Raw genomic sequence first — 20763 nt, forward strand, 5'->3', positions numbered from 1 at the left:
GGGTTCGGGGAGGAGTTGGGGCCGGAAGGTGGGGGGATCGGCGGGGCCTTGGCGTGGGGTGGCGGCGGGCCGGGTTCGAAGGGGGACGCGGACGCGGGGTGGGGCGGGAGAACGGGTGGAGGAGGCGGCGGGTGGAGTGAAGGAGGGAGCGGGGCGCGTGCGGTGTGGACGGAGAGGGAGGTCGGAGTGCTCGGGGGGCTGGGTGGCGGGGCCGGGCCCGGGGTGCCTCGGGGTGGGGAGGCGGACGGCGGCGGAGCGGGGGACGTCTTGGCCGAAGGGGAAAGCGGAGGTCGGGGGAGGCCGCTGCGGGTGCGGGAGGGCGCGGAACGGGAGGACGGAAGGTCGGGGACGGAGTGGGTGGAAGATCGGGAAAGGGGGAGCGGGGTGCGTCTGGAGGAGGCGCGGCGGGCTGCCGGAAGGGTGATGGAGCGGCTCGATCCGGGGATCACGGGGGCGCGGGCGCTGGCCGTGCTCGCGTTCGTGGCGGTCGTCGCGACGGGGGTGTTCTTCTGGGCGACGCGCCCTGAGCCCGAGTTGTTCGCGCGGGAGGAGACGAACCGGTCGGCGGAGCCGGTGCCCGCCGCGTCCCCCGTGCCCGCGGCGACGGCGCGGCCCGTGGTGGTGCACGTGGCGGGCGACGTGCGGAGCCCCGGCATCGTGACGCTGTCGCCGGACTCCCGCGTGCACGAGGCGGTCGCCGCGGCGGGCGGGCTGCGGCCGAAGGCCGAGGTGGGCGCGCTCAACCTCGCCCGGAAGGTCCAGGACGGCGAACAGATCAACGTGGGCGCCGACCAGCCGCAGCCACTCGCCCAGCCGCAGGCCCCGGCCGGGGTGCCTCAAACCCCCGTCGACCTCAACACCGCGACCCTCGACCAGCTCCAGCAGCTCCCGGGCGTCGGCCCCGTCCTCGCTCAGCGCATCCTCGACCACCGCACCGCCCACGGTCCCTTCCGCACCCCGGACGAGCTCCGCGACGTCAGCGGCATCGGCGACAGCCGGTACGCCGACCTGGCCCCGCACATCCGCGTCTAGGCGCGCGAGGTGAGACCGACGGGTGGGGTCGCAGGTGCCAAAGGAGCAGGCAGTTCTTCGGAAGGGGATGGGTGCGGTGGCGGGGCATGGCGGGTGGGCGGAGGCCGGGGGAAAGCGGCCGGTCGACGTGCGGCTGGTGGGGGTCGCGGGCGTGGTCTGGGCTCTGGCTTTCGGCCTGGTCCGGATCGGGTGGGGCTGGGAGGCGTACTGGGTGGCGGCCGGGTGCTGCGTCGGCGGGCTGGCCGGGTGGGCGCGGGGGTGGCGCGCGGTGGCGGCGGCGCTGGCGGTGGGGGCGGCCTGCGCCGTGGGGGTGGGGGTGCGGGTGGAGGCCGTGGAGGGCGGGGTCGTCCGGAAGGCGGCGGAGCGGAAGGAGACGGCGGATGTGGAGGTGGTCGTGACGGCGGGGGTGCGCAGGACGGGGAAGGGGGTGCTCGTCGTGGAGGGGAGGGCGGAATGGGTGGGTTTGCACGGCGGGGTGCCGGTGCGGACGCCGGTGGTGGTGATGGCGATGGAGTGGGAGGAGGGCGCGGGCGGGTGGGAGAAGGCGCGGATGGGCGAGCGGGTGCGCGGACGCGGACGGTTCGCGGTGCCCGACGGCGGCGGCCTCGTCGGGGCGCTGGTGCTGGCTCGGGGACGGGCGGAGGTGATCGGTGAGGCGGGTGCCTGGCAGCGGTGGGCCGAGGGAGTGCGGGCGGGTCTGCGGAAGGCGGTGGACGACATGGCCCCCGAGCCGCGCGGCGTCGTCCCCGGCATGGTGCTGGGCGACGTGTCGGGCCTGCCGCAGCGGACCCACGAGGAGTTCCGGGCCGCCGGCCTGGTGCACTGCCTGGTCGTCAGCGGCGCGAACTTCTCGATCCTCACCGCCGCGGTGCTGTGGGCGGTCCGGTGGGCGGGCCTGGGGCTGCGCCGCGCCGCGGTCGCCGCGGGGATCGCCGCGGCGGCCTTCTTCGCGGTGGTCGGCGGGGAGCCCAGCGTGCTGCGGGCGTCGGTCATGGGGGCGATCGGGCTCTTCGCGGTCTTCACCGGGCGGGAGAGGCAGGGTGTGCCCGCCCTCGCGGGCGCCGTCGTCGTGCTGATCCTGCTCGACCCAGGGCTCGCGGGGTCGTACGGCTTCGTCCTGTCGGTGACCGCGACGGCGGGCCTGCTGCTCCTCGCGCCACGCTGGCGGGACGCCCTGCACGCGTGGGGGCTTTCGCGCCGGCTGAGCGAGGCCGTCGCGGTGCCGCTGGCCGCGCAGGCGGCGGTCGGGCCGGTGCTGGCGGCGCTGTCCGGGCAGGTCGGGCTCACCGCGGTCCCGGCGAACGTGCTGGCAGCGCCGGGGATCGGGCTGACGACGGTGTGCGGATTCGCCGCCGCCGTGCTGGCCCAGGTGTCGGCGGACGCCGCGCGTTGGGCGGCGGTGCCCGCGGGGTGGGCGGCGTCCTGGGTGATCGCGGTCGCGGAGGCGTTCGCGGCGCTGCCCTATCTGGTGCTGCCATGGCCGGGAGGGCTCTGGGGCGCGGTCTGCCTGGCCGTCTGCACGGTCGGGGTGGTCGCCGCGGCGCGGGTGCGGTGGGTCAGGCGGTTCGCGGCGGCGGCCGTCGCGGGGGCGGCGGTCACGTTCGCGGCGGTCCGGATCACGGCGCCCGCGTGGCCGCCCGACGGGTGGCGGTTCGTCGCCTGCGACGTCGGGCAGGGCGACGCACTGGTCCTCGCCGAGGGGCCGGGGCGAGCGGTGGTCGTCGACGCGGGGCCCGACCCGGTGCTCGTCGACGGCTGCCTGAGACGGCTCGGCGTCCGGAGGGTCTCGCTGGTGGTGCTCACTCACCCGCACGCCGACCACGTCGCGGGGCTCAGCGGGGTGCTGCGCGCGAGACCGGGCGCGGTGGTCGCGCACAGCCCGCTGAGCGGTCTGGGCCCCGAGCGGCGCGCGGTCGCCGCGGCGCGCGCCGCTCCGGCGCTGCTCCCCGCGGTCCCCGGGCGGCGGTGGGCGTACGGTGCGCTCACCCTCGACGTCCTCGGCCCGCGCCCGGGCCCGCCGCTGCCCTCCGACGACGGAACCCTCGTCAACAACGCCAGTGTCGTCCTGCTCGCGCGCTGGCCGGGCCTGTCCGTGCTGCTCGCCGGGGATCTGGAAGAGGACGCGCAGAACGCGCTGCGCGGCCTGATCCCGGAGATCGACGTCCTCAAGGTCCCGCACCACGGGAGCCCGCGGCAGGAGGCGGCCTTCCTCACCGAAGGCCGTCCCCGCATCGCCGTGATCTCCGTAGGCCGGGACAACCCTTACGGCCACCCGTCCACCCGCACCCTGAAGCTCCTGGAGCCCGCCCGCGTCTACCGCACCGACCTCCAAGGCGACATAGCCGTCTCCACCTCCGGCTCCCGCCTCCAGGTCCACACCCGCCCCCACGGCCCCTGACCCCCACGGCCCCTGAACCCCGCACACCTGACCCTGCACACTTGCCCCGCCCACACCTGACCCCGCATACCTGCCCTGCCCACACTTGACCCCGCATACCTGCCTCGCGCGCACCGCCCCTGCGCGCACCGCCCCTGCGCGCGCCTGCCCTGCGCGCACTGACCCGCATAACCTGCCCCGCGCCCTGCCCTGACCCCATACGCCTGGCCCCGCTTGCCGCCCACACCCTGGGTCGGGGTGGCCCCGCCTTGCCCACGCCCTGGGCCGGGTTTTCGGGGGGGTGGGGGCTGGGTTCGGGGTGGAGTGGTCGGGGGGTGGTGGCATTCTGGGGGGGTGGACTTGGTGACGGTGGTCGTGGGGGATGAGGAGCTGCTCGTCGATCGGGCGGTGGGGGAGATCGTGGGGGAGGCGCGGAGGCGGGAGCCGGACGCCGAGGTGGTGGATCTGGTGCCTTCGGGGCTGGAGTCGGGGCGGCTGGTGGAGCTGACGTCGCCGTCGCTGTTCGGCGGGGGCAAGGTGATCGTGCTGCGGGCGGCGCAGGACCTGGGGAAGGATCTGGCGGCGGAGGTCGGGGCCTATGTGAAGAACCCGGCGGACGACATCGTGTTCGTGCTGGTGCACGCCGGGGGCGTCAAGGGCAAGGGGCTGCTCGACGCGTGGACGAAGGCGGGCGCGCGGAAGATCACGTGTCCGAAGGTCACCAAGGCGGGGGAGCGGCTGGACTTCCTGCGGGCCGAGGTCCGCCGGCTCGGCGGCTCGATCAGCCCCGGCGCCGCCCAGCAGCTCCTGGACGCGGTCGGCAACGATCTGCGCGAGATCGCCGCCGCCTGCAGCCAGCTCATCTCCGACACCGGCGGCAAGATCACCGACGCGGCGGTGGCGCGCTACCACCGGGGCCGTGCCGAGGTCTCGGGTTTCACCGTGGCCGACGCCGCGGTCGAGGGCAGGCTGGGCGAGGCGCTGGAGCAGTTGCGCTGGGCCCTGTCGACGGGGGTGGCGGCGGTTCTGATCAACAGCGCCCTCGCCCAGGGCGTCCGGGGCCTGGCGAAGGTCGGCGGGGCGCGGGGCAAGAGTTTCGCGCTGGCCAAGGAGCTGGGCATGCCGCCGTGGAAGATCGAGCGGCTGCAGAGGCAGATCCGCGGCTGGTCCCCCGACGGGATCGCCCGCGCCCTGATCGTCGTGGCCGAGACGGATCAGGCGGTCAAGGGCGGCGCGGCCGATGCCGGGTACGCGCTGGAACGCGCGGTGCATGAGATCGTCGCGGCAAGGTCGGCGCGCTGAGGGTGACGGGGTTCTCACTCGCGGACGGCATCGGAACGCGACACGGTCTCGTTGTCCAAGAAACGGTTGCGGGTGGTTCGCATGCTGGACAAGGTGGAGTCATGGGAGAGGCGAGGCTCGGGGTGGACCTCGGGCGTGTGGTGGTCGGCGCCAACAGGCAGGCCGACGGCCGGGTGTTCCTGGACGATCCGCGGCTCATGCCGTTGATCGAGGGCGCGTTCGAGATCCTGCCGAGGATCGTGGAACGCTTCAACGGCCGTGCGTGGGTGATCTCACGCGTCAGCGAGGAGGGCGAGCCCATGTCGCTGGCCTGGCTGGAGCACCACGAGTTCTACAAGGTGACGGGCATCCCCCGCGCGCACATCCGGTACTGCCGCCGCCGTGCGGACAAGGCCCAGCACTGCGCGGAGCTGGGCATCACGCACATGATCGACGACCGGATGGACGTGCACCGCGCCATCCGCGACGTGGTCCCGCACCGCTACCTGTTCGGCCCGCAGGACGAGCCCGCTCCCGACTGGGTGGTGCCGACCCTCACCTGGTGCGATGTGGACGAGGCCATCGGCTACCCCTGAAGGAGGCCGCGAGGCCCCGAGGCCGGCGCGGCGGCCCCCGAGGCGTCAGTCGGCCGGCGGAAAGCCCACGGTCGCCAGGTACGAGGGCGGGACGTGCCCCGTCAGCCAGACGCCGTTGTCGGTGCGCTGGAAGAGGTGGCCGGCGGCGGCCATCGCGGCGGCGTCGACCCGCAGCAGCACGGGGCGTCCCCGCCGCGCGCCGACGCGCCGGGCCGTCTCGGTGTCCGGCGACAGGTGCACGGCGTGTCTGTCCATGGGCCGCAGCCCCTCGCGGAAGATCGCCTCGAGCACCGACCCGACGGTCCCGTGGTACAGGACGTCGGGTGGCGTGACGGCGGGCAGCCCGAGGTCGACGGTGATGGTGTGCCCCTGGCTGGCGCGGATGCGCAGGCCGTCGGGGGAGAAGGCGAACCGCCGCTTGTCGTTGCCGGCGACGACCTCGCGGAGGTCGGCTTCGCTCAGCGCCATCCGGTGCCTGCGGCAGGCCTCGAGGAGGTCGGCGACGGTCACCCAGCCGGCGGGGTCGGGCCGGAGGCCGATGCGCTCGGGCTGGTGCCGCAGGTGGCGGGCGAGGTACTTCGATACTTTGATGATCTGTCGTTCGTTCATTCCCTCGCGAGCGTAAACGGATCTCCGCCGCCGCGCATCTGAATTCGCCGAAGCCCAGCCGGGAAGCGCAGCCGGAAAGCGCAGCCGGAAAGCCCAGCCGGGAAGCGCGGTGCCGTCCGCGCGACCGGCGTCGCGGTTCCCAAAGACGCAGAAGGCCGCCCGCGCCGTGATCGGCGGGGGCGGCCTCGAAGCGCGGTGCGCGGTGGCCTTACTTGGCCAGGGCGGCGGCCTGCTTGGCGATCGCGGACTTGCGGTTCGCGGCCTGGTTCTGGTGGATGACGCCCTTGCTGACGGCCTTGTCCAGCTTGCGGCTGGCGTGGCGCAGCGCGGTCTCCACACCGTCGGCGTCGCCCGCGGCGACGGCCTCGCGGAACCTGCGGATGGCCGACTTCAGCTCGGTCTTGACGGCCTTGTTGCGCAGGCGCGCCTTCTCGTTCTGCTTGTTCCGCTTGATCTGGGACTTGATGTTCGCCACTGAAAGAAGCCTCGTTCGGGTGAGTCACGGATGGGGCGCGGAGATCCGGCAGCCGGTCGGATCTGCGGGTACGGAGACACACGCACCCACACGCAAGGAAGAAGACTACCAACGCCACGCCCCGACCCCCAACCCGAGCGGGAGAATCCCAGCTCAGGGGCCCTGTCGATGACGCCCGCGGGTCCCGCCGGACGGGGAACGGACCCGCCGCAACCGGAGCATCGGCACGGACATGGGACGATGGGAGTCGGAACGTTTCCACGTCAACCTAGGATCCGCGTGCCGCCCGTACCGAAACACACCGATCCCGCGGTGATCCGCAACTTCTGCATCATCGCGCACATCGACCATGGCAAGTCCACCCTGGCAGACCGCATGCTGCAGCTGACCGGGGTCGTCGACGACCGCTCCATGCGGGCCCAGTACCTGGACCGGATGGACATCGAGCGCGAACGCGGCATCACGATCAAGTCGCAGGCGGTCAGGCTGCCGTGGAAGGGTCATGTCCTCAACATGATCGACACGCCGGGCCACGTGGACTTCTCCTATGAGGTGTCCCGCTCGCTGGCCGCGTGCGAGGGCGCGATCCTGCTGGTGGACGCCGCCCAGGGCATCGAGGCGCAGACGCTGGCGAACCTGTACATGGCGATCGAGGCGGACCTCCACATCATCCCGGTCCTGAACAAGATCGACCTGCCCGCGGCCCAGCCGGAGAAGGTGGCCGAGGAGATCTCGAACCTGATCGGCTGCGACCCGTCCGAGGTCCTGCGCGTGTCGGGCAAGACCGGCATGGGCGTCGAGGACCTCCTCGACAAGATCGTCGCGGACGTCCCGGCCCCCGTCGGCGACGCCGACGCCCCGGCCCGCGCCCTGATCTTCGACTCGGTCTACGACACCTACCGCGGCGTGGTCACCTACGTCCGCGTGGTCGACGGCCGGATCACCCGCCGCGAGAAGTCCCTCATGATGTCGACGGGCACCGCCCACGACACCCTGGAAGTGGGCGTCATCTCGCCCGAGCCCATCTCCACCGACGGTCTGGGCGTCGGCGAGGTCGGCTACCTGATCTCCGGTGTGAAGGACGTCCGCCAGGCCCGCGTCGGCGACACCGTGACGATGGCCTCGCGCCCGGCCCCCGAGTCGCTCGGCGGGTACGAGAACCCGAGGCCGATGGTCTACTCGGGCCTGTACCCGATCGACGGCGACGAGTACCCGCTGCTGCGCGACGCCCTGGACAAGCTCCGCCTGAACGACGCCGCCCTGGTCTACGAGCCGGAGACGTCGCTGGCGCTCGGCTTCGGCTACCGCTGCGGCTTCCTCGGCCTGCTCCACATGGAGATCGTCCGCGAGCGCCTGGAGCGCGAGTTCAACCTCGCGCTGATCTCGACGGCCCCGAGCGTCATCTACCGCGTGGAGATGGAGAACGGTGAGGAGCACACCGTCACGAACCCCAGCGAGTACCCGGCCGACGGCCGGATCGCGCGGGTCTTCGAGCCGGTGGTCAAGGCGACGGTCCTCACCCCGACCGAGTTCATCGGCACGATCATGGAGCTGTGCCAGGGCCGCCGCGGCGTGCTCCTCGGCATGGACTACCTGTCGGAGGACCGCGTCGAGATCAAGTACACGCTGCCGCTCGGCGAGATCATCTTCGACTTCTTCGACCAGTTGAAGTCGCGCACCCGCGGCTACGCGAGCCTCGACTACGACCCCACGGGCGAGCAGGAGTCCAACCTCGTCAAGGTCGACATCCTCCTCCAGGGCGAGTCCGTCGACGCGTTCAGCCAGATCGTGCACGCCGACAAGGCCCGCGAGTACGGCCTGATGATGACGACGAAGCTCAAGGAGCTCATTCCGCGCCAGCAGTACGAGGTGCCCATCCAGGCGGCGATCGGCGCCCGGGTGATCGCCCGCGAGAACATCCGCGCGATCCGCAAGGACGTCCTCGCCAAGTGCTATGGCGGTGACATCTCCCGGAAGCGCAAACTGCTGGAGAAGCAGAAGGAGGGCAAGAAGAAGATGAAGACCATCGGGCGCGTGGACGTGCCGCAGGAGGCCTTCGTCGCCGCCCTCTCGACGGGATCGTCGGCGGACAAGCCGAAGAAATGAGCCTGAGGCGATGAGCACACCCCCCTGGGAACCTGACGGAGCCGCATCACCCCAGGGGGGCTGGCGCCCGCCGGGGCAGCAGCCCCCGCCGTCGACGCAGCCGCCGTTCCCGCAGCCGGGAGCCGGCCGGCATCCCGGGGGGCCCGGCCAGCAGCCTTACGGGCAGCCCGGCCAGCAGCCTTACGGGCAGCCCGGCCAGCAGCCCTATGGGCAGCAGCCTTACGGCCAACCAGGGCAGCAGCCTTACGGCCAGCAGTTCGGTCCGCCCTCCCAGCCGCCCTTCTTCCCGCCGCCGGGCGCCCCGCAGGGCCCTGGAGGCTGGGGGCAGCCGCCGGTCTCGGCGTCGGAGGAGCGGACGTGGGCCCTGCTGGGGCATCTCGGCCAGTTCCTGATCGGGCTGTTCGCGCCGCTGATCGTCTACCTGGTCTACAAGGACAGGGGCCCGTTCGCGCGCTGGCACGCGGCCCAGGGGATCAACCTCGGGATCACCGCGATCGCCTACGCGATCATCCTGATCCCCGTCTCGTTCGTCACCTTCGGCCTCGGGGCGCTCCTGTACTTCCCGCTGGGGATTCTGGAGGTCGTCTTCGTGGTGATCGCGGCAGTGAAGGCGTCCCAGGGCGATTGGTACCGATTCCCGGCCTTCGTCGCCTGGCCCATGATCAAGTGACGTCCCGGATGTCGGATCCGGCGGATTAGCGGGCCCCGTGCGGTGGCATGGATCGATCATGGACGAATTGGTGCCCGGCGATTCGCTGATGACCGACACTCCGGAGGAGGGCCGGGTGCTGGCGATCGAGCTGGCGCGCCGGGTGCTGCTGCGGATGCGGCCCGCGGCGGATCCCCAGGTGAGCGGCGAGGCGGTGGCGGCGGAGTTCGCCACGATCGCCGCGGCGAACCACTACTGGCGCGGTCCGTCCTGGAAGCACGCTTACCGACCGGATCGCGGTGACATGCGGGGCTAGATCACAGTTTGGCCAGGGTGAGGTCCAGGGAATCCCTTGGCCATGACCACTGATCTCAAGGCGCTCAGCGACGAGCACCTGACCAAGGCCAAGGCCGACGGCCACGGCCGCAGCGCCCACCTCTTCGTGCACGAGGGCCCCCTGCGCCAGGCGCTGATCGCGCTGACCCGGGGCGTGGAGCTGGAGGAGCACGTGGCGCCTCCGGCGGCCTCCCTCCAGGTCCTGTCCGGCTCGGTGCGCATCACGGCGAAGAGCGGCGACGTGGAGGTGGCGGAGGGCAGCGTCGCCCCGCTCCCGCAGGAGCGCCACGGCCTGACGGCGCTCACCGACGCGGTGGTCCTGCTGACGACGGTGACCGGCGTCGAGGCCCCGTGATCAGATCGAGTCACACGGATACCCGAAAACGCCGGGTCACCATGCGTCCCTGGGTGAAAACTGTCCGTCGTGGGTCACACACTCTTGCACCAGATACTCGTGGCGGATCTCGTCGCCCCGGTGATGTTCGCCGAATACGGCGACATGGCGACGGCCACGGCGACGGCTGTGCGGCTCGGCGGCGGCACGTGGGTGCCGTCCGACCTCACGGTCTACTGCGCCGGCCAGCGACGGGAGGGCTTCGTGGAGGGCCCTCCGCTGCTGGCCGTGGAGGTCGCCTCGGAGGCGTCGCGGGCGAGTGATCTCGGCGCGAAGAAGGCCCTGTACGAGGCGGCCGGGGTGCCCTGCTACTGGGTCGTGGACGCCGAGGGCGAGAACGCGCGCGTCCATGTCTTCGAGCTGGGCGAGGACGGCTACGGCGAGGTCGCCGTCGTCGGCACGGGCGAGACGGTGCGGCTCACCGAACCATTCAAGATCGAGATCACGCCCGAGGCGCTGTTCCGGGGCCTGCCGCCCTGGCGTGCCCCGGTGGAGGGAGCGCACATGGCGCGTCAGAACGGCCCCGACCTGCCCGCGGCCGACGAGGCGTTCGGCATCGACTCCTTCCTGCGCCGCTGGCCCACCGGGGTGGAGAAGGTGGAGCTGCACAACGGCAGCCCCGTCTTCTACGGCCGCTGGGACGAGCGGGACGTCGCGATCGCCCAGCGCGCCTATCCGGGCCGGGTGGTCCGGCTCGACCAGGTGCCGGGCCGTCCCGGCACGATGACGGTCCTGCCCGCGGCGGCCCCGACCGCCCCGCAGGCTCCCGTCCGGTTCGACTGAGTTCCCCGGGCCCGGGTGGCGGGACACCCCGCCACCCGGGCCTCGGCAGTTCCGGCCGGTCGGAGCACGGCGTCCGCGCTGCGAGACTGGGGGAATGCCCTCGACGCTGCCCGAAGGGGACCCCGTACCGGCCGACGGATCGCTGCCCGCCTCGGCTCTCGCCGGCCTGGGCGAGCGCCCGTTCGGCTTCTACGTCCACGTCCCGTTCTGCGTGACGCGCTGCGGCTACTGCGACTTCAACACCTACACGGCCTCCGAGCTGGGCCCCGGCGCGTCCCGCGACTCCTACGCCGACACGGTGATCTCCGAGATCCGGATGGCCCGGCGCGTCCTGGGCGACGCGGAGCTGCCGGTCGAGACGGTGTTCGTGGGTGGCGGCACCCCGACCCTGCTCCCGCCCGGCGACCTCGGCCGGATCCTCGCCGCGATCGACGGCGAGTTCGGCCTCGCGCCCGGCGCCGAGGTCACCACCGAGGCCAACCCGGAGACCGTCGACAGGGCCTATCTGGACGGTCTGAGGGCGGGCGGCTTCACCCGGGTCTCCTACGGGATGCAGAGCGCCCGTCCGCATGTCCTCGCGGCCCTGGACCGCACGCACACGCCGGCGCGGGTCCCCCTGGTCGTCGCGCAGGCCAGGGAGGCGGGGTTCGCGCACGTCAACCTCGACCTGATCTACGGCACGCCGGGAGAGTCCGACGAGGACTGGCGGGCGTCCCTGGAAGCGGCCTTGGAGGCGGGTCCCGACCACATCTCGGCGTACGCGCTGATCGTCGAGGACGGCACGAAGCTCGCCGCGCAGGTCCGCCGCGGGGTGCTCGCCGAGCCGGACGACGACGCGATGGCCGACCGCTACCTCATGGCCGACGAGCTGCTCGGCAAGGCGGGGATGCGCTGGTACGAGCTGTCGAACTGGGCGCTGCCGGGTGGGGAGTGCGCCCACAACGTCCTGTACTGGAAGGGCGCGGACTGGTGGGGCGCGGGCCCCGGCGCGCACAGCCATGTCGGCGGCACGCGGTGGTGGAACGTCAAGCACCCCGCCGCGTACGCCTCCCGCCTCGCCGAAGGCGGCACACCGGCGCACGCGCGCGAGGTGCTCGACGCCGAGACCCGCCTCGTGGAGCGGATCCTGCTGGAGATCCGGCTCCGCGAGGGCTGCCCGCTGGAGCTCCTCGATGCGGCCACCGTTGCCGAGCAGGAGGCGCGCGGCCTGGTGGAGCGGGTGGACGGGCGCGCCGTCCTGACCCTCCAGGGCCGCCTCCTCGCCGACGCCGTGGTCCGCGACCTCACCTAAGCGCGCGGGCGGTCCTTGAAGATCGGCCAGGCGACGGGAACGGGCAGCCGGTGCCAGGCTCCCTTGTTGACGCGGGTCGCGCTGAACACGATGAGGCCGAGGGCGAGCACCACCCAGCCCGCGGCGACCCATTGGGCGGCCGGGACCCACTGGCTGATCCACAGCGCGGCGCCGACCACGATCCCGGTCGTCAAAGCGAGGTTGAGCGCCTGGCGGCCGTGGTGGCGGGCGTAGGCCGAGCGGCGCTTCTTGGTCAGGTAGACGTACAGCGGGGGCAGCACCCACAGGACGAACTGGCCGATGTAGGCGGTGAGCGCCCACTGGCGCTCGTCCGGCGTGGTCGGCCCGCCCTGGAACCCGGCGGCGAAGCCCTCGGGAAGACGGACGGTCGGGGTGGGCTGGGGGCGGCTGCGACGTGCCATGGGCGTCACTCCTCGGGAGCGGTGACGAAGTCGATCAACTCTTCGACGCGCCCGAGCAGCTCAGGTTCCAGATCCGCGAAAGTCCGCACGGATCCGAGGATCCGCCGCCAGGCCGCGCGGGTGTCTCCGGGCCAGCCGAGCCGGGCGCAGACCCCTTCCTTCCAGTCGAACCCCTTGGGCACCTCGGGCCAGGCCCGGATGCCGAGGGCGGCGGGCTTCACGGCCTGCCAGACGTCGATGTAGGGGTGTCCGCAGATGAGGACGTTCGCGTCGGTGACCCGGGCGGCGATCCTCGACTCCTTGGAGCCCGGCACGAGGTGGTCCACGAGGACGCCGAGGCGCCTTCCCGGGCCGGGCTCGAACTCCTCGACGATCAGCGGCAGATGGTCGATGCCCTCCAGGTACTCCACCGCGACGCCCTCGACCCGCAGGTCGTGCCCCCAGATCTTCTCGACGAGTTCGGCGTCGTGGACGCCCTCGACGTAGATCCGGCTCTCCCGCGCCACCCGCGCCCGGTGCCCCTGGACGGCGATCGACCCGGAGGCGCTGCGGGCCGGACCGCCCTGCCGGGGGACGGGCCGTACGAGGGTGACGGGCCTGCCGTCCAGCAGGAATCCGGCGGGGTCGAGGGGGAAGACGCGGCGCTTGCCGAAGCGGTCCTCAAGGGTGACCTCTTCCTTGCCGCAGGCGACGACGGCGCCGCAGAACCCGCTGTCGGGGTCCTCGACGACGAGGTCGCGCTCGGCGGGGATCTCGGGAATGGTGCCCTTGCGGGGGAGCCGCCAGTTCCCGGCGAGGACGTCGTCTCCATAGTCCTTGCTGCGCACGCCCCGACCCTAACCCTCGGGGGCGCGGCGGTGCATCACCCGGCGGCGCATCACTCCGAAGGACGGGAAAGCTGCCCGTGGCCCCTGCGGACGGCCTGGAAGAGGCGCAGCGGGTCGTAGGGCCAGTCGCGGGCCGTGAGCGCCTGCACAGGATCGAGGCCCTGGTCGAACGTCTCACGGACGCCGTGGGCCACCGCCGCGATGGAGTCCCGCTGCCGCACCGCGAACTCCCGCCCGACGGGTGCGCCGTGCCCCGGCACGATCGTCTCCGGATGCAGTTCCAGCAGCCGCGTCAGGGTGATCGGCCAGTCCAAGGGGTAGCTGTCGCCTCCGTAGGCCGGGGGGCCGGACTCCTCTACGAGGTCGCCTGAGAAGAGCACCCCCGAGTCGGGCACCTGGACGACGAGGTCGTGCCCGGTGTGGCCGCGGCCGAGGTGGTGGAGTTCCACGAGGCGGTCGCCGAGGTCGATGAGGGCGGTGCCGGAGACCGTCTGGGTGGGCGGGGGCACCTCGGTCCCGGCGACGGAGCGGGCCCAGTCGGGGTCGTCGGCGGCCATGGTGATCCAGACCTCTCGGCGCAGGTATTCAGGGAGGCCCGCGTGCCCCCAGAACAGGCCGGTGAAGGCCCCGTTGCCGAAGCAGTGGTCGAAATGGCCGTGCGTGTTGATCACCGCGACGGGCTCGCCGACGCCCAGTTCCCGCAGCTCCTCGCGCAGTTCCCGGCCTTCGGCGGGGGAGGCTCCGGTGTCGATGAGGACGGTGCCCAGCCGCCCCGTGACGACCCCGACATTCACCTCGAACCTGCCGTGGCTGCGGCGGAAACAGCGATCGGCGACCTCTTCCCAGGACATGCACCAGACTCTCGCACATCGACTTCCGCGCCCGGGACCGTACACTTGGCACTCATAGACTGGGAGTGCCAGGCAGCCTGATCGGCAGCCGGACACCGGGCAGTGGGAGCGCCGAGCAGGAGGTGAGCGTTGCTGGAAGATCGTAAGCTGGCCATCCTGCGCGCCATCGTGGAGGACTACGTCTCCACCAACGAACCGGTGGGTTCCAAGGCGCTGGCCGAACGGCACGCCCTCGGGGTCTCGCCGGCCACCGTGCGCAATGACATGGCCGTGCTGGAGGAGCAGGGGTACATCACCCAGCCCCACACCAGCGCGGGCCGGATACCGACGGACAAGGGCTACCGCCTGTTCGTCGACAGGCTGTCGACGATCAAGCCGATGTCGCCCGGGGAACGGCGGGCGATCGAGAGCTTCCTCGCCGGCGCCTATGACCTCGACGACGTGGTGTCCCGCACCGTCCGGCTGCTCGCGCAGCTCACCCGGCAGGTCGCCGTGGTGCAGTACCCGTCGCTGGTGCGCTCGTCGGTCCGGCACATCGAGCTGGTGCCGATGTCGGCGCGGCGGCTGCTGCTCGTGGTGATCACCGACACCGGACGGGTGGAGCAGCGCGTCTTCGAGACCGCCGCCGACCTCGCGGACGAGTCGGTGGCGCATCTGCGGGCGCTGCTCAACACCTGCCTGGACGGGAGGTCGTTCGCCGAGGTGCCCCTCGCGGTGGAGGACCTGCCCGAGCGCGTCTCGGCCGAGGACCGGCCGATCGCGGCGGCGGTGCTGTCGGTGCTGCTGGAGACCCTGGTCGAACGGAACGAAGAGAAGATCGTCTTCGCGGGCGCGGCCAACCTCGCCCACGTCGACTTCTCGCAGAGCCTCCGGGACGTGCTGGAGGCCCTGGAAGAGCAGGTGGTGCTGATGAGGCTGCTGGGGGAGACCGGGGATCCGGCTACCCTGACCGTCAGAATCGGCACCGAGAACCAGATGGAAGGGCTGCGCTCCACCTCCGTGGTCGCCACCGGCTACGGGATGGACGGGCAGGCGCTGGCCCGCCTCGGGGTTCTCGGCCCCACCCGCATGGACTACCCCGGAACGATGGGAGCGGTACGCGCTGTGGCACGTTACGTCGGACAGATCCTGGCTGGCTCGTAGTGCGCGACTATTACGCGATCCTCGGGGTGGGCCGCGGCGCCACCCCCGACGAGATCAAGAAGGCCTACCGCCGGCTCGCGCGCGAACTCCACCCGGACGTCAACCCGGACGTGGAGAGCCAGGAGAAGTTCAAAGAGGTCACGCAGGCCTACGAGGTCCTGTCCGACCCGAAGAAGAAGGAGATGTTCGACCTCGGCGCCGACCCCTTCGCGTCCGGCGGCGCCGGCGCGGGCGGCTTCGGCGGCGGTTTCGGGGCGGGCTTCCCCTTCAGCGACCTCATGGACGCCGTCTTCGGCCAGGCAGGGACGCGCGGCCCCCGCTCGCGCGCCCGTCGCGGCAGAAACGCCACGCTTCGGGTCGAACTGGACCTTTCGGAGACCGCGTTCGGCACGACCCGCGAGCTGACGATCGACACCGCGACCGTCTGCAAGGTGTGCAGCGGCTCGGGCGCCGAGGCCGGCACGCATCCCGACACGTGCGACATGTGCCACGGCCGGGGTGAGATCCAGCAGGTGCAGCGGAGCTTCCTCGGCCAGGTCATGACCTCGCGCCCGTGCCCCCAGTGCGGCGGTTACGGGTCGGTCATCCGGACGCCGTGCCGCGAGTGCTCCGGCGAGGGGCGCGTGCGGACCCAGCGGACGATCAAGGTCAAGATCCCCGCGGGCGTCGAGCACGGCACGCACATCCAGCTCGCGGGCGAAGGCGAGGTCGGCCCCGGCGGCGGCCCCGCCGGAGACCTGTTCCTGGAGATCGTGGAGCGCCAGCACGCGATCTTCGAGCGCGAGGGCGACGACCTGCACTGCACCGTCCAGATCCCGATGACGGCGGCGGCCCTCGGCAGCACCGTCACGGTGGAGACCCTGGACGGCGCGGAGGAGGTCGACATCCGGCCCGGCACCCAGTCCGGCCAGGTCATCCCCCTGTACGGCAGGGGCGCGCGCCACCTCAACGCGAGCGGCCGCGGCGACCTCATGATCCACGTCAACGTGGAGACCCCCACCAAGCTGGACCCCGAGCAGGAGGACCTCCTCAAGCAGCTCTCGGTCCTGCGCGGCGAGGAGCGCCCCCCCGGCAAGTTCGCCCCCGGCCAGCAGGGCTTCTTCTCCCGCCTCAGGGACGCCTTCCACACTTGAGGAGACGAAGTGGCCGACGCCTACCACGACGGCTACAACAACCCCTAACGGTCTGACCAGACGGCCGGGCGCCCCCAGCGCCCGGCCGTCCCGCGTCTTCCGGCCTTCTTCTCGCACCCGATCGGGTGGGGACGGAGGCGTGCGGTCGGCGCAGGGGTTCGCGGGACGGCTTCGGGGTGTGGTCGGGTCACCAGCGGCCGGTGCGGGAGAGGAGGACAGCGGCGGCGGCGACGCCGGCGGTCGAGGTGCGCAGGACGGTGGGGCCCAGGAGCACGGGTTCGGCGCCGGAGGCGGTGAAGAGATCGAGTTCCTCTGGGCTGATGCCGCCTTCCGGGCCCACGACCAGGACGATCTCCGGGGCGGCCAGGGCGACTCGGCTGAGAGGCTCGGCGGCTTCTTCGTGGAGGACGAGGGCCAGGGGGGCGGCTGCGAGGCGGGCGGCGACCTGGGCGGTGGTCTCCAGGTCGGCGACCTCCGGGAAGCGGGCGCGGCGGGCCTGCTTGGCGGCCTCGCGGGCGGCGTTGCGCCAGCGGGCGAGGGACTTCTCGCGGCGCTCGGGACGCCATTGCGTGATCGAGCGGCTCGCCGACCACGGCACGATCACGTCGACGCCGGCCTCCGTCATCACCTCGACGGCGAGCTCTCCCCGCTCGCCCTTCGGCAGCGCCTGCACCACGACGAGCTTCGGCGCGGGTTCCGGCTCGACCCTCCGCTCGACCGCCTCCACCTCGAGCCTGTCCCGGCCGACCCCGGCGACGACACCGCGCACCACGAGCCCGGCCCCGTCGGTCAGCACCACCTCCTCGCCCTCCCGCAACCGCTTCACCGTGGCCGCGTGCCGCCCCTCGGCCCCCTCGACCACGATCCTGCCGTCCGCCAGCACGGCGGACTCCACCACGAAAACCGGAGCACTCACCCCTCCATCCTCGCAGCTCGCGCCCCGTCCCGTCCGCGGCCCTGTGGACGACCGCAGGACGACCGGCGCAAGGCCCCGGTGACCGCGTCCGGACGGCATCCCGCCGACCTGGCGGCGCAGCAGGACCGGCCCGCACGCGGAGCACGGACAGGGCGACGCCGTGGGACGGGTGGGGCGCGCCCCGGCCAGAACCCGGGTGGCCGGGGCGGCTCCTTGCCCGGGATCGGGGGTCAGGAGGGTGACGGGTCGGCCGTGGCCGGGGTGTCGACCGCAGTCGGGTCGGGGGTGGCGGGGGCGGACGAGGAGGGCGACTCGGCGGGCGGGGGCGCGGGCGCCTCGGAGGTCGGGGCCTGCGTCGGCGTGGGCTGCTGGGTCGCGGGCGGCGGGACGGTCGGGACGGGCGCCTGCGGGGAGGACTCGGTCTGGGAGGTGGGGCGCGGCGTCGTCGAAGGCGGGCAGGACGATCCCGGCGCGGGGGTCACGTCCGCAGGCGCGGAGACGCAGAGGGACCGGGTCTCCGTCGGGGTCGGGGTGACGGTCTGAGGCCCTTGCTCCGAAGGACCGGGCGCGTTCTTGGGCTCCTGCACCGGCACGGACTCGGTGTCCGGGGCGATGAAGCGGTGGTAGGCGGCGGGGGTGGCGGTGATCGCAACGGTGCCGGTGGCCAGGGCCGCGGCGGCGGCGAGCAGCATGCTCTTCCAGCTCGGCCAGGGGAAGGGGCGGGGCACGGAGGTCCGCTCGCGGATGCGGCTCAGTCCCTCGGGCGACGGCATGACCTCGTCCGCCTCCGCGTGCAGGGCGCGGCGGAGCAGGTCGGCGTACGGGTCGCCGGTGGTCATGGGTGCTCCAGGACGTTGCGGAGCGCGGCCATGCCGCGCGCCGTGTGACTCTTCACCGCGCCGCGGCTGATGCCCATGGCGGCGGCGATCTCGGCTTCGGACAGATCGGCGTAGTAGCGCAGCACCAGGGCCTCGCGCTGACGGGGCGGCAGCCCGTGCAGCGCGCGGACGACGGCGTCGCGCTCCAGTTGGATGATGGCCCCGTGTTCGGCGCTCTGCACGTCCGGCAGGCCCTTGGGCGCGTACTTCTCGACGACGGCCCGGTGCCGCAGCACCGACCGGGCGCGGTTGACGACCGACTGCCGAAGGTACGCCAGCGCCTTGCCGGGATCGCGCAGTCGCCGCCAGGACCCGTGCATGGCCACGAAGGAGTCCTGCACCACTTCCTCGGCCGTGGCCACGTCGCGCACCAGCAGCGCGGCGAGGCGGACCAGGGAGCGGTACTCGGCCCCGTACAGGGCGGTCACTGCTTGGTCGGCGTCCCACGCGGCGGCGACCGCGGGGAGCGGAGCCAGGACGGTCTCGGTCACATCAGGAGGACGCCCACCTTCGTCGTCCGGTTTACCAAACCGCATTCAGCCGTCCAGCCGCCTCGGGGGTAGCGCCACCAAGACCACCATAACCAGACGAAGCCACGCCGCGCCGTGCAAGTTACGTATCCCGCACCCCGATAGCATGCCCCCCGAACGTGAGGACGGAGGCCCCGTGGACTGTCTCTTCTGTAAGATCATTTCGGGTGAGGTGCCCGCCCAGGTCGTCCGGGAGACCGAGCACACGCTCGCCTTCCGCGACATCAATCCGCAGGCGCCGGTGCATGTGCTGGTGATCCCCAAGTTGCACGTGCCGGACTTCGCCGCGCTGGGCGAGCACCCCGCGGAGCTCGCGGCGCTCGCCGTCGAGGTGGGGAAGGTCGCCGAGGTCGAGGACATCGACGAGTCCGGCTACCGGGTGGTGTTCAACACCGGTTCGGGCGCGGGTCAGACGGTGTTCCACGCGCACGCCCACGTGCTGGGCGGCCGGGGGCTCAACTGGCCTCCAGGATAGGCCGAAGAAACGGGATGACCAGCGCTTTCGCGACTCATCCCTGAATAATGGGCGCGCGCCGGGCGGCCCCCGGTCGGTACCATGGTCGACAAGACCGGAAACCACGCAGCAGAGGGGTTCGTGGCCGCCCGCGGCCGGCAGATGACCGAATCAAAGAGTTCCCGCGGCGGCTCCGCCGCCAGGACCGGGGCGCACGCCCAGATGAAGATCGTCGTACCCGACGACCTGCCGATGGTGGCGCTGCTCGGCTCCGGCGACGAACTGCTCGCGGCCGTGGAGAAGGCCTTCGACAGCGACATCCACGTGCGGGGCAACGAGATCACCGTGACCGGCGGATCGGAGCCCGAGCTGGTGGCGGAGCTGTTCGCCTCCCTCGTGGAACTGCTCGGCAAGGGCACCGTGCTCACCCCGGACGTGGTCGAGCGCAGCCTGTCGATGCTGCGCCACTCCGGCCGCCCGGCGGACGTGCTGAGCCACGACATCCTGTCCTCGCGCGGCAGGACGATCCGCCCCAAGACCGTCAACCAGAAGCGCTACGTCGACGCGATCGACCAGCACACCGTCGTCTTCGGCATCGGGCCCGCGGGCACCGGCAAGACGTACCTGGCGATGGCCAAGGCGGTGAAGGCGCTCCAGGAGAAGCAGGTCAACCGCATCATCCTGACGCGCCCCGCGGTCGAGGCGGGCGAGCGGCTGGGCTTCCTGCCCGGCACCCTGTTCGAGAAGATCGACCCGTACCTGCGCCCGCTGTACGACGCGCTGCACGACATGGTCGACCCCGCCTCGATCCCGCAGCTCATGCAGGCAGGGACGATCGAGGTCGCCCCGCTCGCCTACATGCGCGGCCGCACCCTCAACGACTCCTTCATCATCCTGGACGAGGCCCAGAACACCTCGCCGGAGCAGATGAAGATGTTCCTGACCCGGCTCGGCTTCGGCTCCAAGATCGTGGTGACGGGCGACGTCACCCAGGTGGACCTGCCGTCCGGGCAGCGCAGCGGCCTCGCGGTCGTCCAGGGCATCCTGGAAGGCATCGAGGACATCTACTTCTGCCGCCTTTCCAGCGGCGACGTGGTCCGGCACAGGCTGGTCACGGACATCGTCGACGCCTACGCGCGGTTCGACGCGGAGGACCATCCGCAGTCGGGCCGCACAGGGCGCCGGGAGCGGGGACGCCGATGAGCATCGAGGTGTTGAACGAGTCGTCGGCGACGGCCGACGAGGTGGCTCTGGTGGAGCTGGCCAGGCACGTCCTGGACGCCATGCGCATCCACCCGCAGGCCGAGCTGTCGATCCTGATGGTCGACGAGCCCGCGATGCACGAGCTCAACCAGAAGTGGATGGGCGAGGACAAATCGACCGACGTCCTCGCCTTCCCCATGGACGAGCTGCGGCCGGGCCACCTGTCGGGCGGCAGCGAGGACGGCGTCGCCGATCCGGGCCTGCTGGGCGACGTGGTGCTCTGCCCCGCGGTAGCCGAGCGGCAGGCCAAGACGGCGGGCCACTCCACCCAGGAGGAGATGGAGCTGCTGTGCGCGCACGGCATCCTGCATCTGCTGGGCTACGATCACGCCGAACCCGAGGAGCACGCCGAGATGTTCGGGCTCCAGGGCAAGCTGCTGGCTAGCTGGCGGGAGTCGCGCTGAACACCCAGCTGTG

General features: G+C 72.3%; 23 protein-coding genes. 15 read left to right on the forward strand and 8 right to left on the reverse strand.

The genetic code is table 11. The annotated features are described in order from the left end of the window. The first annotated feature begins 384 nt into the window (after positions 1-384). The 4 genes from ACYVOM_RS00005 to ACYVOM_RS00020 all read left to right on the forward strand — a co-directional run bounded on the left by ACYVOM_RS00005 (position 385) and on the right by ACYVOM_RS00020 (position 5286). The gene (locus tag ACYVOM_RS00005; protein WP_460301065.1) at positions 385-1032 is read left to right on the forward strand and encodes a helix-hairpin-helix domain-containing protein; all 648 of its coding nucleotides are present in this window, start codon (positions 385-387) and stop codon (positions 1030-1032) included. Between the two features lie 76 nt (positions 1033-1108). After that, a complete protein-coding gene (locus ACYVOM_RS00010; RefSeq protein ID WP_460301066.1) occupies positions 1109-3430 on the forward strand; it encodes a ComEC/Rec2 family competence protein in 2322 nt (773 codons plus the stop codon). Between the two features lie 333 nt (positions 3431-3763). Next, positions 3764-4711 (forward strand): DNA polymerase III subunit delta, encoded by a 948-nt coding sequence (gene holA / locus ACYVOM_RS00015; protein WP_460301067.1) that lies wholly within the window; start codon positions 3764-3766, stop codon positions 4709-4711. Positions 4712-4812: 101 nt separating this feature from the next. Continuing rightward, entirely contained in the window at positions 4813-5286 is a 474-nt protein-coding gene (locus ACYVOM_RS00020) for a hypothetical protein (RefSeq protein ID WP_460301068.1), read from the forward strand. Between the two features lie 45 nt (positions 5287-5331). On the opposite strand, the gene ACYVOM_RS00025 is transcribed toward ACYVOM_RS00020, so the two are convergent. Then, on the reverse strand, positions 5332-5895 hold the full coding sequence (locus ACYVOM_RS00025) for an RNA 2'-phosphotransferase (RefSeq protein WP_460301069.1): 564 nt from the start codon (positions 5893-5895) through the stop codon (positions 5332-5334). A gap of 208 nt (positions 5896-6103) precedes the next feature. Next, the gene (gene rpsT / locus ACYVOM_RS00030) at positions 6104-6370 is read right to left on the reverse strand and encodes a 30S ribosomal protein S20 (protein WP_460301070.1); all 267 of its coding nucleotides are present in this window, start codon (positions 6368-6370) and stop codon (positions 6104-6106) included. Between the two features lie 240 nt (positions 6371-6610). On the opposite strand from rpsT, the gene lepA reads away from it, so the two are divergent. The 6 genes from lepA to hemW all read left to right on the forward strand — a co-directional run bounded on the left by lepA (position 6611) and on the right by hemW (position 11929). Beyond that, entirely contained in the window at positions 6611-8476 is a 1866-nt protein-coding gene (gene lepA, locus ACYVOM_RS00035) for a translation elongation factor 4 (RefSeq protein ID WP_460301071.1), read from the forward strand. A 10-nt stretch (positions 8477-8486) separates the two neighbouring features. After that, positions 8487-9146: a DUF4870 domain-containing protein gene (locus tag ACYVOM_RS00040; protein ID WP_460301072.1), complete on the forward strand. Its 660-nt coding sequence runs from the start codon at positions 8487-8489 to the stop codon at positions 9144-9146. 58 nt (positions 9147-9204) lie between these two features. After that, on the forward strand, positions 9205-9441 hold the full coding sequence (locus ACYVOM_RS00045; RefSeq protein ID WP_460301073.1) for a hexameric tyrosine-coordinated heme protein: 237 nt from the start codon (positions 9205-9207) through the stop codon (positions 9439-9441). A gap of 42 nt (positions 9442-9483) precedes the next feature. Then, positions 9484-9816, forward strand: coding sequence for a cupin domain-containing protein (locus ACYVOM_RS00050; protein ID WP_460301074.1), 333 nt, complete (start codon positions 9484-9486; stop codon positions 9814-9816). 69 nt (positions 9817-9885) lie between these two features. Next, a complete protein-coding gene (locus ACYVOM_RS00055) occupies positions 9886-10638 on the forward strand; it encodes a Uma2 family endonuclease (protein WP_460301075.1) in 753 nt (250 codons plus the stop codon). Positions 10639-10732: 94 nt separating this feature from the next. Further along, on the forward strand, positions 10733-11929 hold the full coding sequence (hemW, locus tag ACYVOM_RS00060) for a radical SAM family heme chaperone HemW (RefSeq protein WP_460301076.1): 1197 nt from the start codon (positions 10733-10735) through the stop codon (positions 11927-11929). On the opposite strand, the gene ACYVOM_RS00065 is transcribed toward hemW, so the two are convergent. The 3 genes from ACYVOM_RS00065 to ACYVOM_RS00075 are packed head-to-tail and all read right to left on the reverse strand — an operon-like array spanning position 11926 to position 14029. Beyond that, complete coding sequence (locus ACYVOM_RS00065) at positions 11926-12351, reverse strand: DUF4870 domain-containing protein (protein WP_460301077.1); 426 nt, start codon at positions 12349-12351, stop codon at positions 11926-11928. The two genes, hemW and ACYVOM_RS00065, sit on opposite strands and share 4 nt — an antisense overlap. Before the next feature lie 5 nt (positions 12352-12356). Continuing rightward, positions 12357-13178 carry a DUF3097 domain-containing protein gene (locus ACYVOM_RS00070; RefSeq protein ID WP_460301078.1) on the reverse strand — a complete coding sequence of 274 codons (822 nt, stop codon included), beginning with the start codon at positions 13176-13178 and terminating at the stop codon, positions 12357-12359. Between the two features lie 50 nt (positions 13179-13228). Continuing rightward, positions 13229-14029, reverse strand: coding sequence for an MBL fold metallo-hydrolase (locus ACYVOM_RS00075; RefSeq protein ID WP_460301079.1), 801 nt, complete (start codon positions 14027-14029; stop codon positions 13229-13231). 129 nt (positions 14030-14158) lie between these two features. On the opposite strand from ACYVOM_RS00075, the gene hrcA reads away from it, so the two are divergent. Together hrcA and dnaJ are read left to right on the forward strand one after the other, a co-directional pair. Further along, positions 14159-15172 (forward strand): heat-inducible transcriptional repressor HrcA, encoded by a 1014-nt coding sequence (gene hrcA, locus ACYVOM_RS00080; RefSeq protein WP_460301080.1) that lies wholly within the window; start codon positions 14159-14161, stop codon positions 15170-15172. Continuing rightward, positions 15172-16305 (forward strand): molecular chaperone DnaJ, encoded by a 1134-nt coding sequence (dnaJ, locus tag ACYVOM_RS00085; RefSeq protein WP_460301081.1) that lies wholly within the window; start codon positions 15172-15174, stop codon positions 16303-16305. The genes hrcA and dnaJ overlap by 1 nt, the downstream gene beginning before the upstream one ends. Positions 16306-16492: 187 nt before the next feature. On the opposite strand, the gene ACYVOM_RS00090 is transcribed toward dnaJ, so the two are convergent. The 3 genes from ACYVOM_RS00090 to ACYVOM_RS00100 all read right to left on the reverse strand — a co-directional run bounded on the left by ACYVOM_RS00090 (position 16493) and on the right by ACYVOM_RS00100 (position 18590). Then, complete coding sequence (locus ACYVOM_RS00090) at positions 16493-17221, reverse strand: 16S rRNA (uracil(1498)-N(3))-methyltransferase (RefSeq protein WP_460301082.1); 729 nt, start codon at positions 17219-17221, stop codon at positions 16493-16495. 230 nt (positions 17222-17451) lie between these two features. Continuing rightward, complete coding sequence (locus tag ACYVOM_RS00095) at positions 17452-18060, reverse strand: hypothetical protein (protein WP_460301083.1); 609 nt, start codon at positions 18058-18060, stop codon at positions 17452-17454. After that, positions 18057-18590: a SigE family RNA polymerase sigma factor gene (locus ACYVOM_RS00100; RefSeq protein WP_460301084.1), complete on the reverse strand. Its 534-nt coding sequence runs from the start codon at positions 18588-18590 to the stop codon at positions 18057-18059. Before ACYVOM_RS00100 ends, ACYVOM_RS00095 begins: the two co-directional genes overlap by 4 nt. Before the next feature lie 145 nt (positions 18591-18735). Between ACYVOM_RS00100 and ACYVOM_RS00105 the strand changes: the two genes are divergently transcribed. The 3 genes from ACYVOM_RS00105 to ybeY all read left to right on the forward strand — a co-directional run bounded on the left by ACYVOM_RS00105 (position 18736) and on the right by ybeY (position 20750). Further along, positions 18736-19104, forward strand: a complete 369-nt coding sequence (locus tag ACYVOM_RS00105) for a histidine triad nucleotide-binding protein (RefSeq protein WP_460301085.1) — start codon at positions 18736-18738, stop codon at positions 19102-19104. A gap of 141 nt (positions 19105-19245) precedes the next feature. Beyond that, positions 19246-20286 (forward strand): PhoH family protein, encoded by a 1041-nt coding sequence (locus ACYVOM_RS00110; protein WP_460301104.1) that lies wholly within the window; start codon positions 19246-19248, stop codon positions 20284-20286. Then, positions 20283-20750, forward strand: coding sequence for an rRNA maturation RNase YbeY (ybeY, locus tag ACYVOM_RS00115; protein ID WP_460301086.1), 468 nt, complete (start codon positions 20283-20285; stop codon positions 20748-20750). Before ACYVOM_RS00110 ends, ybeY begins: the two co-directional genes overlap by 4 nt. Positions 20751-20763 lie beyond the last annotated feature (13 nt).

This window comes from Actinocorallia aurea, assembly GCF_054783995.1.

Bases quoted from the DNA above. Each gene is read 5' to 3' on its own strand.
- ACYVOM_RS00020 (WP_460301068.1), top strand. From the start codon at position 4,813: ATGGGAGAGGCGAGGCTCGGGGTGGACCTCGGGCGTGTGGTGGTCGGC.
- ACYVOM_RS00025 (WP_460301069.1), bottom strand. From the start codon at position 5,895: ATGAACGAACGACAGATCATCAAAGTATCGAAGTACCTCGCCCGCCAC.
- lepA (WP_460301071.1), top strand. From the start codon at position 6,611: ATGGGAGTCGGAACGTTTCCACGTCAACCTAGGATCCGCGTGCCGCCC.
- ACYVOM_RS00040 (WP_460301072.1), top strand. From the start codon at position 8,487: ATGAGCACACCCCCCTGGGAACCTGACGGAGCCGCATCACCCCAGGGG.
- ACYVOM_RS00045 (WP_460301073.1), top strand. From the start codon at position 9,205: ATGGACGAATTGGTGCCCGGCGATTCGCTGATGACCGACACTCCGGAG.
- ACYVOM_RS00050 (WP_460301074.1), top strand. From the start codon at position 9,484: ATGACCACTGATCTCAAGGCGCTCAGCGACGAGCACCTGACCAAGGCC.
- hemW (WP_460301076.1), top strand. From the start codon at position 10,733: ATGCCCTCGACGCTGCCCGAAGGGGACCCCGTACCGGCCGACGGATCG.
- ACYVOM_RS00065 (WP_460301077.1), bottom strand. From the start codon at position 12,351: ATGGCACGTCGCAGCCGCCCCCAGCCCACCCCGACCGTCCGTCTTCCC.
- ACYVOM_RS00075 (WP_460301079.1), bottom strand. From the start codon at position 14,029: ATGTCCTGGGAAGAGGTCGCCGATCGCTGTTTCCGCCGCAGCCACGGC.
- ACYVOM_RS00095 (WP_460301083.1), bottom strand. From the start codon at position 18,060: ATGACCACCGGCGACCCGTACGCCGACCTGCTCCGCCGCGCCCTGCAC.
- ACYVOM_RS00105 (WP_460301085.1), top strand. From the start codon at position 18,736: ATGCCCCCCGAACGTGAGGACGGAGGCCCCGTGGACTGTCTCTTCTGT.
- ACYVOM_RS00110 (WP_460301104.1), top strand. From the start codon at position 19,246: ATGACCGAATCAAAGAGTTCCCGCGGCGGCTCCGCCGCCAGGACCGGG.
- ybeY (WP_460301086.1), top strand. From the start codon at position 20,283: ATGAGCATCGAGGTGTTGAACGAGTCGTCGGCGACGGCCGACGAGGTG.